The sequence below is a fragment of the Mesorhizobium sp. P2_B11 genome (genome assembly GCF_056404855.1).
The window spans coordinates 87,531-103,252 of sequence record NZ_JBFUDF010000013.1; the positions used below are offsets into that span (position 1 = coordinate 87,531).

Here is a 15,722-nt window from a genome sequence, read left to right on the forward strand (position 1 = left end):
GCGCGCCCTTTTTACAGGGACCACGCTAGGTGAAGGCAAGCTCGCCGGGCGAGAACCCCAATCATCACTCCCGGCGAGCCTACAACCCGATCAGGAACGCGATCAGGACCGGGGTCAGCCGGCAAGCCGGATGCTGCAAGACAGATGCCAGCATATGTTTCCCGAAATGGGACAGTTGCTGGGTGGTGCCTCTAAATCTCCAACTCGCCCTGCCCTTCATCCATCGCACTGACGATCTCAGCGGCGAGCGCCCTCGTGATCGGCGTCTTGCGTTCGAGCGCGGTGCGGTCCAGCCGCTCGACCACACGCATGGCGGTGGCGAGCGAGCGCTCGATCCGGCGCACCAGATATTGGACGACGTGCTGCTCGACCTCGACCTGGCGGTCGGCGAACAATTTGGTGATGACGCCGGCCAGAAGCAGGTCGTCCGGTTCGTGGATTTCGACGGTCGCTGCCGCCTTCAGCCGCGAGGCAAGGTCGGGCAGTTTTACACCCCAGGCGGCTGGAAAACGGCGCGCCGTCAACAGCAAGGTGGACCCGGCGCCACGCACGTCATTGATGAGATGGAACAAGCTCGCCTCGTCGATGGCTGCCTTGTCGACATCGTCGATCAGCGCCGGCCTGCCGCCGAGCCCGGCGATGGCATTGCCGATGCGGCTTGCATCGATCGCCACGGCGTTGGCCCGCGCCTGCCAGATCGAGCCCAGATGCGTTTTGCCGGAACCGGCCGGGCCGGCCAGCACGATCACCGGCGAGGGCCAGTCCGGCCAGCGGTCGACCAGGGCCGCCGCCTCGCGGTTGGTGGCCGACACCACCAGTTCGTCGCGCGAATAGCCGGTGCCGTGGCCGAGATCGAGCGGTAGCTGGCGCGGCGGTTCGGTTCTCTGGTCGGCCACGGTCAGCCGCGCCGCGTCCGGTGACCGCCGCCGCGATCGGCGGGCAGCGGCGGGACGGGCTCAGTGGCATGCCCCTTGTAGAGCGGCGATTCCAGATAGCGGGCAATGGCAAAGCGCACCAGCACGGCGACCGCGGCCGAGGCCGGCACGGCAATCAGCAGGCCGACGAAGCCGAACAAGGCGCCGAAGGCAAACAGCGCGAACATCAGCCACACCGGATGCAGGCCGACGCTTTTTCCGACCAGCCTTGGCTGCAGGATATTGCCTTCGATGAACTGGCCGACGAAGAACACGCAAGCCACCAACACCACCATGGTCCAGTCCGGCCAGAACTGGACGAAGGCGACGCCGACGGCCAGCACCAGGCCGGTCAGCGAGCCGACATAGGGGATGAAGGAGATCAACCCGGCGAAGAAGCCGATGAGGATGCCGAAATTCAGCCCGGTCAGGGTCAGGCCTGTTGCATACATGCCGCCGAGCACCAGGCAGAGCGTGCCCTGGCCGCGGACAAAGCCGGCGGTCGCGGTGTTGATGTCCCTGGAGATCGCCCTGACGGTGCCGACATAGTCGCGCGGCACCCAGCTGTCGACGACCGCCACCATGCGGTCCCAGTCGAGCAGCATGTAGAAGGCGACGACCGGGGTCACCACGAACAGGCTGACCACCGAGACCAGCGCCACGCCCGAACTCCAGATCGAGGTGAAAACTGTGCTCAACAGTCCGAAGCCGGAGGTGAGCAGCGAATTCAGCCCATCGCGCAGGCCATTGGCGTTGACGCCGAATTTCTGCTCCAGCCATTTCGGGTCGAAGCTGGTGATCAGCGACTGCAGCCGGGTCAGATATTCCGGCAGCTTGCCGGCGAAATCGGCCATCTGCGTCGCCAACACCGGAACCAGGATCACGAAGGCCAGCACCAGCACGACGATGAAGGTAATGAGGATGACCACCGTCGCCATCAGCCGGGACAGGCCAAGGCGCTGCAGGCGATCTGCGACCGGGTCGAGGAAATAGGCAAGCACCATGCCGGCGACGAAGGGCAGCAGGATGCCGGAGAAGATGTAGAGGAACAGGGCAAGGAAGACGGCGGTTCCCAGCCAGAAGAAGATCTGGCGGCGAAACGATGTCGACGCAGCCGCCTCTGCTGCCGCCGCAGTCGCGGCACTGTTGTCAACTACCCGGGGTGGAGCCTTCGCCATAGCCGCTCATATGCCTCAGCCAAGCCACGAGATAGGCTGCGGCCGAAGCCACGGTCAAGACCCCGGACAGCAATATGAGCGCGGGCCTGAGCGGGTCGAGGTGGAGGCCCAGCGCAAGTTCGCCCAGCACCACGGCAGCCAGCACGATCTGGGCAGCGGTGTTGGCCTTCGACACGTAGAGCGGCTTCATCTCGACCGGATGCGCCATGACGGTGGACAAAAGCACCGCGCAGATGATCAGCGCATCGCGCGACACCATGGTTACCACCAGCCACAGCGGCAGCTCGCCGATGAAGCCCATGACCACGAACACGGAGACCAGCAGCACCTTGTCTGCCATCGGATCGAGATAGGCGCCGAGCTTCGACTGCTGGTTGAAGCGGCGGGCGATAAAGCCGTCGACGCCGTCGGAAATGCCGGCAACGAGAAAGCCGGCAAAGGCCCAGTCCCAGCGCATATTCAGCATCCCCAGCACCACGGCCGGGACCAGCAGGAAGCGCAGGATGGTGATCAGATTGGGGATGGTCAATCGTGTGTCCCGTCGTGGCTTTGAGAGATAGATGAGGGAGATGGCGGGTGGGCGCAAGTCGCGAGGCGGCGAAGCATCTGATCTCCCCCACACAAGGGGGAGATTGGCCGTCACCCTCCTTGCCCCCCGAAACCATTCATGCGAAGAGCCCGCAAGGGAAACAGGGATGCGCCAACGATGAGCAAGGGCGACCAGGCCAAGCGCAAGAACGGGCTCACCTATGCCGAGGCGGGTGTCGACATCGACGCCGGCAACCTCATGGTCGAGAAGATCAAGCCGCTGGTGCGCGCCACACGCCGGCCGGGCGCCGATGGCGAGATCGGCGGCTTTGGCGGCCTGTTCGACCTCAAGGCGGCCGGCTTCACCGATCCGGTGCTGGTTGCCGCCAATGATGGCGTCGGCACCAAACTGAAGATCGCCATCGACGCCGGCAAGCACGACACGATCGGCATCGACCTCGTCGCCATGTGCGTCAACGACATCGTCGTGCAAGGCGCCGAGCCGCTGTTCTTCCTCGACTATTTCGCCACCGGCAAGCTCGACCCCGACCAGGGGGCAGCGATCGTCGGCGGCATCGCCACGGGCTGCCGGCAGGCCGGCTGCGCGCTGATTGGCGGCGAGACCGCCGAAATGCCCGGCATGTATCATGGCAACGACTACGACCTCGCCGGTTTTGCCGTGGGTGCGGCTGAACGCGGCCAGCTGCTGCCGACCGACGATATCGTCGAGGGCGACGTGCTCTTGGGTCTGGCTTCCTCAGGCCTGCATTCGAACGGCTTTTCTCTGGTGCGCCGTATTGTCGGCGTCAGCGGCCTTGCCTGGGGCGATCCGGCGCCGTTCAACGATGAGGCGACGCTGGCAGAGGCACTGCTCGAGCCGACGCGCATCTATGTGAAGTCGATCCTGAAGGCGATCCGCAACACCCATGGCATCAAGGCGCTGGCCCACATCACCGGCGGCGGCTTTCCCGAAAACATCCCGCGCGTGCTGCCGAAGGATTTCTCCGCCGAGCTCGACCTCAATGCCATCGATGTGCCGCCGGTCTTTTCCTGGCTGGCGAAAACCGGCGGCGTGGCGCCGGAAGAGATGATGCGCACCTTCAACTGTGGCATCGGCATGATCCTCGTCGTCGCCTCCGGCCAGGCCGCGCAGGTCGCCGCCGTGCTGCAGGAGGCCGGCGAGACGGTGACGCCGATCGGCCGCATCGTGCCGCGCCGCGACGCCGGCGTCATTTATCGGGGCGCGATCGGCCTATGACCAGGAAACGCACGGTTGTCTTGATCTCGGGACGCGGCTCCAACATGACGGCGCTGATCGCGGCGGCGAGCGACCCGGCCTATCCCGCCGAGATCGTCGGCGTCATTTCCGACCGGGTGAACGCCGCCGGCCTCGGCATTGCGGCCGCGCGCGGCATCCCGACCAAGGTCATCGTGCGCTCCGACCATGCCAGCAAGGAAACCCATGATGCGGCGATCGACGCCGCGCTGGTTGCGTTCAATGCCGAGATCGTGGCGCTGGCCGGCTATTTGCGCATCCTTTCGCGCGGCCTGGTCGAGAAATGGCAAGGGCGCATGCTCAACATCCACCCTGCCCTGCTGCCGGCCTTCAAGGGCCGGGACACGCATGCGCGCGCCCTGCGCGCCGGCATGCGCATCCATGGCTGCACGGTGCATTTCGTCACGCCCGAGATGGACGACGGCCCGATCATCGCGCAAGCCGCAGTGCCGGTGATGGTCGGCGACAATGAGGACACACTTGCCGCCCGTGTGCTGAAGGCCGAGCACCGGCTCTACGCACTGGCGCTCGGCCTCGTCGCCGACGGCAAGGCGCGCATGGAAGGCGGCCGCACGGTGCTGGCGCATTTCGCCGACGATGCCGACAACGCAACCTCCGTGGTCATGGCGCCCGACCCGCTGGGCGAAGAGCGCGATCTCGAACAGCTGGCGCGGATCACGCCGTGAAGTCCTGAACGATCAGGAGCCTTAACAGATGAAACAGCTGCTCCTGCTGCGTCACGCCAAGTCCAGTTGGGACGATCCGGCGCTTGCCGATTTCGACCGGCCGCTTGCCCCGCGCGGACTGAAGGCGGCGCCGCGGATGGGGCGCGAGCTGGCCAGGCGCGACTGGCTGGCCGATCTGGCGCTGGTGTCACCGGCGCTGCGCACGCGCGAGACATGGCGGCTGGTCTCGGCCGAACTGCCGGCGAGAGTACCGGTGGAGTTTGCCGAGGCGCTCTTGGAGGCCACGGCTGGCGACATTCTGGCCGAGGTGCAACAGGCAATCGCATCGGCTGGCTGTCTCCTGGTGCTAGGCCATAACCCCGGCCTGGAGGAGTTGGCGCGCCGGCTTGCCGGTCCGCGATCGGATACCGGGGCTCGCAGGAAGCTTGACGAGAAATTCCCGACCGGCGCCCTTGCCCGCTTTGTCGTCGATGATGACTGGGCAGACCTCGCCTTCGGCACAGCCCGGTTGACGCATTGCATCAGGCCGAAGGATTTGGTCTGAACGCGCGTGCCCCAAGCCGGCTGCACAAAAAACAAGAGCGGCGGGCCAAGCCCACCGCTCTTTGTGGTCGACGATTTGTCAGAAATCAACGGCCCCAGATGCCCTGGCCGGATTGACCGGGAACCTTGGCATTGGCGTCAGCCTGCGCCTTTTCGGACTTCAGGATCGAGCCGGTGAACAGGTGGTCGACGTTTGAAGACGACTGAGCGGCAACCGGCTGGTTGGCGTTGTTCGAGCCATAGTGGTCCGAGCCGGCAGCAAAAGCAGAGCCCGTGGCGACGAGAATGGCGGCGACGGTAAGGGCGACCTTGGTCATTTCAAATACTCCTGATTTGGGGTGGTGCTTGTAATCGGTTCGGGGAGGGACCGGGCTTAGCGGCCCCAGATGCCCTGGCCCGATTGCGGCTGGTTCGAGTCGCCCTTGATCGTGAAGCCGCCGAAGGTGGCCGGCTTGCCGATCGAGGCCGTATAGCTGTGGTCGATGTTGCCGGCCGGAGCGGTCGACGCGGTCACAGCAGGCTGGTTGGCACCGTCAGAGCCGTAATGGTCGCTGCTTGCGAAAGCGGTGCCGGTGGCCACGAGGATGGCAGCAGCGGTAAGTGCGATCTTGGTCATTTTAAGTACTCCAGATATCTGGTCCTGTCCGTCTAGTGGCGTGCCTTGGGAGGAATTCGCGTCGCTCGGACCACCCCGAAATGGGTCTGTCTTGCTGCCATTTCCAATCACTAAAATGTGTGAACCGAACCGTTCAGTTCGATCTTGAAATCCACAAAATAACGCGGCGGTTGCAATTTTCTATCGTGATATCAACTAGTTAAATTATAGCACTTGCTATAGGGCGCCACCAATCGCTGAGCCGGCGTTCATCGATCACGATACAGTGCGTCGATGGCGGGAAAACAGCGACGACCGCAGCCTTGCAAGAGATTGGCAGGGTCAGTGCCCTGCCCTTTTGTCGAACCCCAGAACGTCGCGCATGTCGTATTCGCCGGGCGGACGTTCCACCACCCAAAGTGCCGCCGCAATGGCGCCCCGCGCGAACATCGAGCGGTCACCGGCTGAATGCGAGAGCGTGAGCGTCTCGCCTTGGCTGAGGAAACTCGCACTGTGCTCGCCGACGATGCTGCCGCCGCGCAGCACGGCAAAGCCGATCTCGTCGGCAGGGCGCGGACCGGTGACGCCATCGCGAGCCCGTCTCGCCACATCGTCGAGATCGACGCCGCGTCCGCGCGCCGCCGCCTCGCCCAGCATCAGCGCCGTGCCGGACGGCGCATCGACCTTGAAGCGGTGATGCGCTTCGAGGATTTCGATGTCGGCATCAGGACCAAGCGCCCGCGCCGCCTGCTCGACCAGCCCGGCCAGCATGTTGAGCCCGAGCGAATAGCTGCCGGAGCGCACGATGGCGACGGACTTCGAAGCAGTGGCGATGGCGGCGAGTTCGGCCGGCTCGAAGCCGGTCGAACCGACGACCAGCGCCGGTCCGCCGCGGGCGGCGCAGGCCTCTGCCAGCGCAACGGAGGCCGCCGGCGTGGTGAAGTCGATGACGACATCGGCAAGCACCAGCGCCTCGTCACGATCGACCAGCCCCTCGCCGGCGCTGCCCGGCCGATGGAACCGCGCGACGAGCTCCAGCCTGGGGTCGGCCTCGACGGCTTCCACCATCTCTCTGCCCATACGGCCGAGCGCGCCGGCTATGGCTATCTTCACGGGATGCGGCATGGCGGCTTTCACTGAAAACGCTTTACCGAACAATCGTCTGGCATGCCGCCTTGCCAGATTGATTCAAGCTGCGCCAGTCGTCTTGATCATCATGCCTGCAATTTCCTTGACCAGCTTGGCGGCGACCAGCGCTGTCAGGTTGGAGACATCCTGGTTCGGATTGTATTCGACGACATCGGCGCCGATGATCAGCTGGTCGATCCGCTGGATCAGGTCGATCACTTGCCGGGTTGTAAGACCACCGGGTTCGCGGTGCGAGACGCCGGGCGCGCAGGCCGGATCGAGGCCGTCGAGATCCACCGAGAGATAGACCGGTGTCCTGAGGTCGAGCCGCATATCCTCGCTGAAATGACGCGCCTCGATCACCTCGACGCCAAAGTGGGTGAGCCGGTCGCGAAGCTCGTCGTTGAGCGTGCGCAAGCCGATCTGGATCAGCCGGTCGGCCAGCCCCTCTTCCGGGATGCGGGCGAAGGACGAAGTGTGCGAGCGCTTGTTGCCTTGATAGGCATCGTAGATGTCCGGGTGGGCGTCGATCTGGACGATTGTCAGCCTGGGGTGGCGGTGACGTACGGCGCGCAGCACCGGCCAGGCGATGGCATGGTCGCCGCCAAGGCTGATCAGCGGAAGGCCGGCATCGAGCGCGCGGCCGACCTCGGCCTCGATCCGCTCCCACGGGTCGCTGTCGCCTGAAAAATCGATGTCGCCATGGTCGAGAAAACTGTCCGCCACATCGAAGCCGGTCTCGCTCCATGAGCTGTGTGCGTCGCTGGCGAGCTCGCGGCGGATCAAAGCCGGTGCGGCAGCCGGCCCCTTGAGATAGGACGAGTTCTCGTCATGCGGTATTCCCAGAAGCGAAACCCTGGCCATTAGCGCGCGATCTCCGGTTACAGGCCATGTCCCCTAAACCCGGGAGCTGGCTGGGGCCAGCGCAGCCGCTTGGGCCAGTAGCGAAGGTCGAGACGCTGCCGGGTCGCGGTCATTTGCCGGCTTCGCCGCCCAGTCTTTGCCTGACGATGGCGGCGTGGAAATTCGTGCCGTGCAGCAGCCCATCATCGTTGAAGTCATAGCTGGAATTGTGCAGCGGCGCCGAGGCCTCGCCATTGCCGAGGAAGACAAAGCAGCCCGGCACGTGATCGAGAAAGCGGGCGAAATCCTCGGAGCCGGTCATCGGCTCCGCCGCGACGCCGACGGCGTTGTCGGCCAGCACGCGCCGTGCGGCGGCAAAGGCCTCGTCGACCAGTTCGGCGTCATTCTGCAACGGTACGAATTCCCTGCTGTAGGTCACCTCGGCGGCAACGTTGTAAGCGGCGGCCGTGCCCGCCGCGATGACCCGCATCTGCCGCTCGATCTCGGCACTGACTTCCGGCCGGAAGCTGCGGGCATCACCGAGGATGCGGGCAAGACCGGGCAGCGCGTTGCGGGTGCCATCGGTGATCAGTTCGGTCACCGAAACCACCGCAATGTCGGCCGGGCTCAGCCGGCGCGAGACGATGGTCTGCAGATTGGTGACCAGCGCGCAGGCAGCGACAAGCGTTTCATTGCCCGAATGCGGCCGCGCCGCATGGCCGCCAATCCCCCTGAGCACGATCTCGAAATTGTCCTCGGCCGACATGATCGGACCGACGCGGGTTTCGAAATGGCCGATGGGTAGGCCGGGCATGTTGTGCAGGCCGAAGATTTCGTCGAAGGGAAAGCGCTGCATCAGCCCGTCGTCGAGCATCGCCAGCGCGCCCTTGCCCCACTCCTCAGCCGGCTGGAAGATGAAACGCACAGTGCCGTCGAACCCGCCCTCGGCGGCCAGCAGCTTTGCCGCACCAAGCAGCATGGTGGTGTGGCCGTCATGGCCGCAGGCATGCATGATGCCCGGGTTTTGCGAGCGGTAGGCGGCCGCCGACTGCTCGGTGATGCGCAGCGCATCCATGTCGGCCCTGAGCGCAATTGCCCTGTTGCCGCTGCCGCGCTTCAGCGTGCCGACGACGCCGGTTCCGCCAACGCCTTCGGTGACATCGTCCAGCCCGAATTCACGCAGCTTGGCGGCGACGAAGGCTGCGGTGCGTTTCTCCTCGAAGCCGAATTCAGGATGCGCGTGGAGGTCGCGCCGCCATCCGGTCATCTCCAACTTCAGCGTATTGCGATCGAGTTCAGCCATTTTCTCCCCCGACCTATCTTGCAAGCTCAGTGGCGACATCAAGCAGGATGTTGGCGCCGGCGACAAGCTCGGCATCGTCGGTATGTTCGCGCGGATTGTGGCTGATGCCACCGGCGCTCGGCACGAAGATCATCGCGGCGGGCGCCATGCGGGCCATCATCTGTGCGTCATGGCCGGCGCCCGATGTCATGCGCCGAACGCCGAGCTGACGGTTTTTGGCGGCAGCCTCGATCCGTTCGACGATGCCGATATCGAACAACACCGGTTCGAAGCGGGCCAGCTGCTCGGCTGAGATCGTGACGTTCTCGACAGCGGCAAGCTCGTCGAGATAGGCAGCAAGGGCTGCCTCATGCGCTTGCAGGCGCTGTTCGTCAGGATCGCGCAGGTCGATGGTGAAGACGGCGCGCGCGGGAATGACGTTGATGGCGTTGGGCTCGAAGCGCATTGTGCCGACCGTGGCCACGGTCGGCCCATTCGAAGCCCTGGCCCGGTCATGCAGGAAGGTGATGACACGGGCGGCGGCGTGGCCGGCATCGCTGCGCATGGACATCGGCGTGGTGCCGGCATGGTTGGCGGCGCCGTCGATGGTGATGCGCTGCCAGGAGATGCCTTGCAAATTCTCGACTGCGCCGATCGGCACGCCTTCGCGCTCCAGCACCGGCCCCTGTTCGATATGCAGTTCGAGATAGGCGTGCGGCTTGAGGAAGCCGGGCTCGCGGTCGCCGGCATAGCCGATGCGGGCGAGTTCTTCTCCAAGCACGCTACCGTCGGTGCCGATGGCGGCCAACATCGCGTCCGCGCCGGCACCACCGGCATGGACCAGCGATCCCATCATGTCGGGGGTGTAGCGTACACCTTCCTCATTGGTGAAAGCGGCGACTGCAATGGGACGCGAAGGCGAAAAGCCCGACGCCTGCAGCGTCTCGATCACTTCAAGCCCGGCCAGCACACCGTAGCAGCCATCATAGATGCCGGCATCGATGACAGTGTCGATGTGTGAGCCGATCAGCAGCGGCGCCTGTCCGGCCTTGTCGGGGCTTTGCCAGATGCCGAAAATATTGCCGACCCGGTCGATGGCGACGTCCAGCCCGGCCTGCTTGAGCCAGCCGACGAACAGATCGCGGCCCTGCCTGTCGGTGTCGGAGGCGGCGAGCCGGATCAGCCGACCCTCATTGTCCCGACCAACCGATCCAAGCTCACGGAGACGGCCAAGCAGACGCTGTGGATTGATCCCGATCATGGCAATGCCTCGGCCTTGCCGGCCAGCACGTCGGCAGGGGTTTGCCCAACCAGCTCGGCGTAGCGATGCGGGTCGGTGGCGCCTTCGGTGTTGATCAGCAGCACCCGGGATTTGCTGTCGAGTCCGAGAGCGGCGCTGTTGTCAGCCACCGCGCGGATCAGGCCGGCAAGGCCGACGCCGCCGCTTTCGCCGGAAACGATCACTGGATCGCCCCCACTCGGCCGCGCCAGCCGGCGCATCACCGCGACGGCCTCGTCCTCGTCCACCGTCATGAAGGCATCGGCAACCCGCGCCAGCACGCGCCAGGCGACTGGCGAGGCCTCGTAGCATTCAAGCATGGCCATGACCGTCGGCTCGCCATGCGCGACCTTGACCACGCGGCCTGCCTGGGCGGCCGCGACAACGCAGGCCGCGCGAGCGGGTTCGACCACGATAAAGGTCGGCCTGGCGTCACCGAGCACGATGGCGAGATGGCCGGCCACGGCAGCGGCGATGCCGCCGACGCCGGCCTGCACGAAGACATGGGTTGGCGGCTGCGGCAACTGGCGCAGCGCTTCGCGCACGATCGCCGTGTAGCCCTGCATGACGAGACCGGGGATGCGCTCATAGCCCGGCCAGGACGTGTCCGACACCACGGTCCAGCCTTTCTCAGCGGAAACCTCGGCGGCCTGCCTCACCGAGTCGTCGTAATTGCCGTCGACGCGGATCATCTCGGCGCCATAACGAGCAATTGCCGCGATGCGCTCCTCGCTGACGCCGGCATGAACGAAGATTGCCGCGCGCGCGCCTACGAGCTGCGCTCCTTGCGCAACCGAGCGGCCATGATTGCCGTCGGTGGCGCAAGCAACCGTCATCGTTGCTGCGACCGCCCGAACATCGGGCCGGTCGAGATCGGCCACGTCGACAGCCCGGCCGAGCAACCGACCCGCCTCCTCCAGCACCAGGCGGAAGACGGCATAGGCGCCACCCAGCGCCTTGAAACTGCCGAGGCCAAGGCGAAAGYCTTCATCCTTGATATGGACGGCGCCAAGGCCGAGTTCACCGGCCAACGCCGGCAAGGCATGCAGCGGCGTTGCCAAGTGATTGTCGCGATGGGCCAGAAAGCGCTCGACCGTGTCGGCACCGGCAATCCCTAGCGTTTCGGCATCGACCGAATCGAGCGGCTGACGATGCAAGGCATTATTGTTGAGCAGGAACACAAACGGCCTCCTTGAGGGTCACACGAAATCATATTGCAGCAGAGGCGCAAAGGGCGCTGTAATTGGCGCTTCGAAATGCAAGTTTGTTTCGTTGGGATCGCGTCTTTGCCTCAATCGCCCTCACTCGACAGTTTCGACCTCGCCATCCTTGCCATCCTGCAACGCGACAACACGACGCCGCAGCGGCTGATCGGCGAGGCCGTCAACCTGTCGGCGCCGGCGGTGCAGCGGCGCATCAAGCGCATGGAACAGTCCGGCGTCATTGCCGGCAATGTCGCTGTCGTCGATCCCGCAGCGGTCGGCCAGCCCATCACCATCTTCGTCGAGGTCGAGTTGGAGAGCGAGCGCTCGGACCTGATCGACGCGGCCAAGCGGCAATTCTCGGCAGCTCCGGAAGTGCAGCAATGCTACTACGTCACCGGCGAGGCCGACTTCATCCTGGTCATCACCGTGGCCGACATGGGCGCCTATGAGGCGCTGACGCGCAAACTGTTCTTCGACAGCAAGAATGTGCGAAAATTCCGCACCTTCGTCGCCATGGACCGCGTCAAGGTCGGGCTGACGGTGCCGTTGCCCGGATAGCAAGTTTTAGTCGGCCGGCCGCAGCCAGACCTTGTTGTCGTGGAAGGCCGCACCGCCATAGGGTGCGGGCGCATCGGCGCCGGTCAAAACGTTGATGCCCTCGCCGCGCTCATGCGCGCTGTTTGGCCAGATTCCCTCAGCGATCACCACGCCGCGCTTGATGCCGTCGAACAGTTTGGCGTGCAGCACCACCTCGCCGCGCCGGTTGCCGACCTCGATGCGGTCGCCATCGCCCAATCCAAGTTCTGCGGCGTCGTCCGGATGCAGCAACAATTCCGGCCGGCCTTCCTTGGCCCTAGACACCGGTGTTTCCGAGAATGTCGAATTGAGGAAATTGCGCGCCGGCGATGTCGTCAGCCGGAACGGATGCTCGGCGTCCGCCACCTCGATCAGGTCGACGTGATCGGGAAATTCCGGAAGTTGTTCCACCGGCCCGAACAGGCCCATGCTTTTCGGTGGCCGGTTGGGCGCCGCCTGCCCGGTCCAGTTGGCGCGGAAGTGGAATTTCTTGTCGGCGTGGCCGAAGCCCGTGATGAAGTGGGCCGCCTCGAAATCCGGCTGCAGGTCGACCCATTTGTCTTCCTTCAGGCTGGCGAAGCTGCCCAGCCCGCGCTTGCCCAGGATGATGTCGATATGCTGCTGCTCGGTCAGACCAAAGCCCGGCCGGTCGGCGACGCCGAGACGTTTTCCCAGTTGCTCGATGACGACATGGTTGGTGCGCGGCCCTTCCGGCGGCTCGATCAGCTTGGGACCGAGCGTGATGTGCTGGTTGCCGCCGCCCTTGTAGACGTCGTCATGCTCGAGAAACATCGTTGCCGGCAGCACGACATCGGCGAGTTTTGCCGTGTCGGTCATGAATTGCTCATGCACGCAGGTGAAGAGGTCGTCGCGCAGGAAACCCTGTTTCACCAGCCGCTGCTCGGGTGCGACATTCACCGGGTTGGTGTTCTGGATCAGCATCGCCGTCACCGGCGGGCCGCCATAGAGCGCGTCGGCAGCACCCGTCAGCACCGGGCCGATGCGTGAATGGTCGAGATAACGGATCGAGGGATCGCGCATCGCCGACCCCTCCAGCACATCCTGGTTGAGCTTGAAGATGCCGGAATTGGAGTGCAAGGCGCCACCGCCCTCATATTGCCAGGCGCCGGTGACGGCGGCGATGCAAGCTGCCGCATGCATGTTGACCGAGCCGTTGCGCTGGCGCGAAAAACCGTAGCCGAGGCGGAAATAGGTTTTCTTGGTCGTGCCGACGAGACGGGCGAAGTCTTCGATCTCGGCGACGGCAAGCCCGGTGATGGCGGCCGCCCATTCCGGCGTGCGGGTGCGCAGATGCTCCTCAAGTCCGTGTGGATCGTCGGTGTATTTTTCGAGATAAGCGCGGTCGGCCATGCCGTCGCGGAACAGCACATGCATGACCGCGCAGGCCAGCGCGCCATCGGTGCCGGGCTTCAGCACCAGACCCATATCGGCCTGCTTCATCGTCGCGTTCTCGTAGACGTCGATGACGACGATCCTGGCTGAGCGTTCCTTGCGCGCCTTGATGGCGTGGGTCATGACATTGACCTGGGTGACCACGGCATTGGTGCCCCAGATCACCACGCAGTCGGATTTGGCCATCTCGCGCGGATCGGGCCCACGCAAGGCGCCCGCCCCCATCATCCAGCCGGTCCAGGCCAGGTTGGTGCAGATCGAGCCGAAGAAGCCGGAGTATTTTTTCGCATGACGAAGCCGGTCGATGCCGTCGCGCTGCACGAGCCCCATCGTGCCGGCATAGTAATAGGGCCAGACCGTCTCCGAGCCGTATCTTTCTTCCGCCGCGATGAATTTCTCGGCGACGAGGTCGAGCGCTGCTTCCCAGCTCGACTCCCTCCAGACGCCGTCGCCCTTGGCGCCGGCGCGCACCAGCGGCTTCAGCAGCCGGTCCGGATGATGGACGCGGTCGGCATAGCGCGCGACCTTGGCGCAGACGACTCCGGAAGTGTAGCTGTTGGACTTGGCGCCATGGACGCGGCCGATGCGGTTGCCGTCGAGCAGCTCGACCTCGAGCGCGCAGGTCGACGGGCAATCATGCGGACAGGCGGAGTGGCCGATGCGGAGCTTGGCATGCTGGTTCATGGGCCGTGCTTAGCGGGTTTCGCGGACGGCGTGTAGGGCCAGATGCGGCAAGCCTCCAAACCGGAACCTCGAAGGGTCTGGCAGCACATCACACTGGGTTGACTTGCTATGCAGCGCGCGACCGCCAAGCATGGTCCGTCTGACAACCTGGGACGGCACCATGAAGCTCCCGAAGATTTGGATCACTCATCTGTCGGTCGCGCCCTGGACCTCCGCGGAGACCTGGGATTCCTACCTGCAACAAGCCGAGACCATCCTGCGCGACCGTTTGATCAGGCTGGATCACCGTGATCCGGTGCGTAGGGTGGCCGATACACGAAACAATGAAGGCGAATTCATTGTCGCCTTTGAAAGGCACCATGACCGGCGTTGGGTATCGGGGAGATTCGAGAAGTCGGGGGTAACCTTCAGCATCAACGCCTACAGAAGCGTACTCGATGAATACGGACGGCCAACCAGAAACGAAATGACCGTCATTTTCCCACTGAAGACAGACAACGGAAAAATCAAGGACATGTTCCAGCTTGGAAATTCCCATCTGGAGCCATTCTATTCCTATTCCGATCTGCAGCCAGTCATAACCGAGAAAGGCGCCCGACATCAGCGCTTGACGTCGGGATTTGATATCGAGCGAGAGCTGCCCGGAGTGTTCTGGCTGACATTTTTCGGCCCGGCATATTGTCGGTTCTTCGGCACTGACCGCGTCCTGGGCCTGAAAGGGGCAGAGACCTCGAATGGTGGCGGCGTTGCAATCTGCCTTGGCGGATCGCCTAATCTTTTGACCAACGAGCGCGAGCAAGCCGAACGCGATCTTGCGCCCCAGTCTTTTGCTGGCCATGGACTGTTGAAGCGCGAAGGCGAATTCGCACTGACACTTTCCGTCCTGCGAAGCGAAGCGGAGACGAAATCGAAAGGCAGTTAGCGTTGGCGCGACCGCGACATCACGCCAAGCAAGCCTGCCGGTCAGATATTCTTGTTCAGATATTCTTGTAGAGCGCATTGTAGGCGCCACATTTCGGGCAACGCATGTGGCGCTCGATATGAGTTGCGTCTGCCGGAGTATCGAAAATCTCCAGGTCCGCCTCGCCACAGTCGGGGCATTTGACGACAGCTTTGGGGTCAACCGCCAGTATCTTGCCGGCTTCGATCCACAGTGCCTTGGACATCGACAGCGCTCCGACCGCTAGTTCCCGCGCATGGCCTCGCCTAACTGGCCGACTGCATTGAACAGGTCGGCAATCTCGGAGAAGAGTAAGCTGTTGTATTTGTTGAAATCTTGATCGTCACGATTGTGATGCGCGTAGATCTCGAGCTGCACGCCGGCTTCGTATAGGATGCTGATGAGTTGGTAATTCGCGCCGTGATCGGTCCCGAATTCAACTCGCCGCAAAATCTGCAGTGCGCGCTCAGCCGCGACGGGATCGAACTGGCGTCGGTGAATGCCGAGGAAGAAGCCGTCCTCGGGTGCAAATTCGTTCATCAAGTCATCAAAGACTGACATAGGCGCTCCCAGCTTATCCGGACGTGAGATTAGCGGGATGTCGAGACGGCGTGTAGGGCCAGCTCTTACCCTCCCCTCGATGGGGAGGGTC

18 protein-coding genes are annotated in these 15,722 nt (G+C 64.1%); 5 read left to right on the top strand and 13 right to left on the bottom strand.

Annotated elements, in window-relative coordinates:
• Positions 1 to 191 precede the first annotated feature (191 nt).
• The 3 genes from hdaA to AC1DYJ_RS30175 are packed head-to-tail and all read right to left on the bottom strand — an operon-like array spanning position 192 to position 2,621.
• The gene (gene hdaA, locus AC1DYJ_RS30165; protein ID WP_477283278.1) at positions 192 to 896 is read right to left on the bottom strand and encodes a DnaA regulatory inactivator HdaA; all 705 of its coding nucleotides are present in this window, start codon (positions 894 to 896) and stop codon (positions 192 to 194) included.
• Between the two features lie 2 nt (positions 897 to 898).
• Positions 899 to 2,092 (bottom strand): AI-2E family transporter, encoded by a 1,194-nt coding sequence (locus tag AC1DYJ_RS30170; RefSeq protein WP_477283280.1) that lies wholly within the window; start codon positions 2,090 to 2,092, stop codon positions 899 to 901.
• Complete coding sequence (locus tag AC1DYJ_RS30175; RefSeq protein ID WP_477283282.1) at positions 2,064 to 2,621, bottom strand: CDP-alcohol phosphatidyltransferase family protein; 558 nt, start codon at positions 2,619 to 2,621, stop codon at positions 2,064 to 2,066. Before AC1DYJ_RS30175 ends, AC1DYJ_RS30170 begins: the two co-directional genes overlap by 29 nt.
• 177 nt (positions 2,622 to 2,798) lie before the next feature.
• Between AC1DYJ_RS30175 and purM the strand changes: the two genes are divergently transcribed.
• From purM to AC1DYJ_RS30190, 3 genes are read left to right on the top strand one after another with little or no spacing between them, the layout of a single operon-like run.
• Positions 2,799 to 3,878, top strand: coding sequence for a phosphoribosylformylglycinamidine cyclo-ligase (gene purM / locus AC1DYJ_RS30180; RefSeq protein WP_477283284.1), 1,080 nt, complete (start codon positions 2,799 to 2,801; stop codon positions 3,876 to 3,878).
• A complete protein-coding gene (gene purN, locus AC1DYJ_RS30185; RefSeq protein ID WP_477283286.1) occupies positions 3,875 to 4,582 on the top strand; it encodes a phosphoribosylglycinamide formyltransferase in 708 nt (235 codons plus the stop codon). The genes purM and purN overlap by 4 nt, the downstream gene beginning before the upstream one ends.
• 28 nt (positions 4,583 to 4,610) lie before the next feature.
• Entirely contained in the window at positions 4,611 to 5,126 is a 516-nt protein-coding gene (locus AC1DYJ_RS30190; protein ID WP_477283288.1) for a SixA phosphatase family protein, read from the top strand.
• A gap of 85 nt (positions 5,127 to 5,211) precedes the next feature.
• Here the strand turns inward: AC1DYJ_RS30190 and AC1DYJ_RS30195 are convergent, their stop codons facing one another.
• From AC1DYJ_RS30195 to AC1DYJ_RS30225, 7 genes are all read right to left on the bottom strand, one after another.
• On the bottom strand, positions 5,212 to 5,442 hold the full coding sequence (locus AC1DYJ_RS30195; protein WP_477283291.1) for a DUF680 domain-containing protein: 231 nt from the start codon (positions 5,440 to 5,442) through the stop codon (positions 5,212 to 5,214).
• A gap of 56 nt (positions 5,443 to 5,498) precedes the next feature.
• Positions 5,499 to 5,741, bottom strand: coding sequence for a DUF680 domain-containing protein (locus AC1DYJ_RS30200; RefSeq protein ID WP_477283293.1), 243 nt, complete (start codon positions 5,739 to 5,741; stop codon positions 5,499 to 5,501).
• Positions 5,742 to 6,062: 321 nt separating this feature from the next.
• Positions 6,063 to 6,845 carry a 4-hydroxy-tetrahydrodipicolinate reductase gene (dapB, locus tag AC1DYJ_RS30205; RefSeq protein ID WP_477426349.1) on the bottom strand — a complete coding sequence of 261 codons (783 nt, stop codon included), beginning with the start codon at positions 6,843 to 6,845 and terminating at the stop codon, positions 6,063 to 6,065.
• Between the two features lie 63 nt (positions 6,846 to 6,908).
• Positions 6,909 to 7,712, bottom strand: a complete 804-nt coding sequence (gene speB, locus AC1DYJ_RS30210) for an agmatinase (RefSeq protein WP_477283297.1) — start codon at positions 7,710 to 7,712, stop codon at positions 6,909 to 6,911.
• 109 nt (positions 7,713 to 7,821) lie between these two features.
• The gene (locus AC1DYJ_RS30215) at positions 7,822 to 8,994 is read right to left on the bottom strand and encodes an amidohydrolase (protein WP_477283298.1); all 1,173 of its coding nucleotides are present in this window, start codon (positions 8,992 to 8,994) and stop codon (positions 7,822 to 7,824) included.
• A 13-nt stretch (positions 8,995 to 9,007) separates the two neighbouring features.
• The gene (locus AC1DYJ_RS30220; RefSeq protein WP_477283300.1) at positions 9,008 to 10,234 is read right to left on the bottom strand and encodes an allantoate amidohydrolase; all 1,227 of its coding nucleotides are present in this window, start codon (positions 10,232 to 10,234) and stop codon (positions 9,008 to 9,010) included.
• Positions 10,231 to 11,433 (bottom strand): diaminopropionate ammonia-lyase, encoded by a 1,203-nt coding sequence (locus AC1DYJ_RS30225; protein WP_477426351.1) that lies wholly within the window; start codon positions 11,431 to 11,433, stop codon positions 10,231 to 10,233. Before AC1DYJ_RS30225 ends, AC1DYJ_RS30220 begins: the two co-directional genes overlap by 4 nt.
• A gap of 75 nt (positions 11,434 to 11,508) precedes the next feature.
• On the opposite strand from AC1DYJ_RS30225, the gene AC1DYJ_RS30230 reads away from it, so the two are divergent.
• Positions 11,509 to 12,015 (top strand): Lrp/AsnC family transcriptional regulator, encoded by a 507-nt coding sequence (locus AC1DYJ_RS30230; RefSeq protein WP_477283303.1) that lies wholly within the window; start codon positions 11,509 to 11,511, stop codon positions 12,013 to 12,015.
• Between the two features lie 6 nt (positions 12,016 to 12,021).
• On the opposite strand, the gene AC1DYJ_RS30235 is transcribed toward AC1DYJ_RS30230, so the two are convergent.
• Complete coding sequence (locus AC1DYJ_RS30235; protein ID WP_477283304.1) at positions 12,022 to 14,130, bottom strand: molybdopterin-containing oxidoreductase family protein; 2,109 nt, start codon at positions 14,128 to 14,130, stop codon at positions 12,022 to 12,024.
• Between the two features lie 160 nt (positions 14,131 to 14,290).
• Here AC1DYJ_RS30235 and AC1DYJ_RS30240 point away from each other — a divergent pair, with 160 nt between their 5' ends.
• A complete protein-coding gene (locus AC1DYJ_RS30240; protein ID WP_477283305.1) occupies positions 14,291 to 15,052 on the top strand; it encodes a hypothetical protein in 762 nt (253 codons plus the stop codon).
• Positions 15,053 to 15,107: 55 nt separating this feature from the next.
• Here AC1DYJ_RS30240 and AC1DYJ_RS30245 read toward each other — a convergent pair whose 3' ends face one another.
• Complete coding sequence (locus AC1DYJ_RS30245) at positions 15,108 to 15,296, bottom strand: hypothetical protein (RefSeq protein ID WP_477283306.1); 189 nt, start codon at positions 15,294 to 15,296, stop codon at positions 15,108 to 15,110.
• 17 nt (positions 15,297 to 15,313) lie between these two features.
• Positions 15,314 to 15,722, bottom strand: a 409-nt coding sequence (locus AC1DYJ_RS30250) for a hypothetical protein (protein ID WP_477426352.1), incomplete at its 5' end; no start/stop codon positions are given.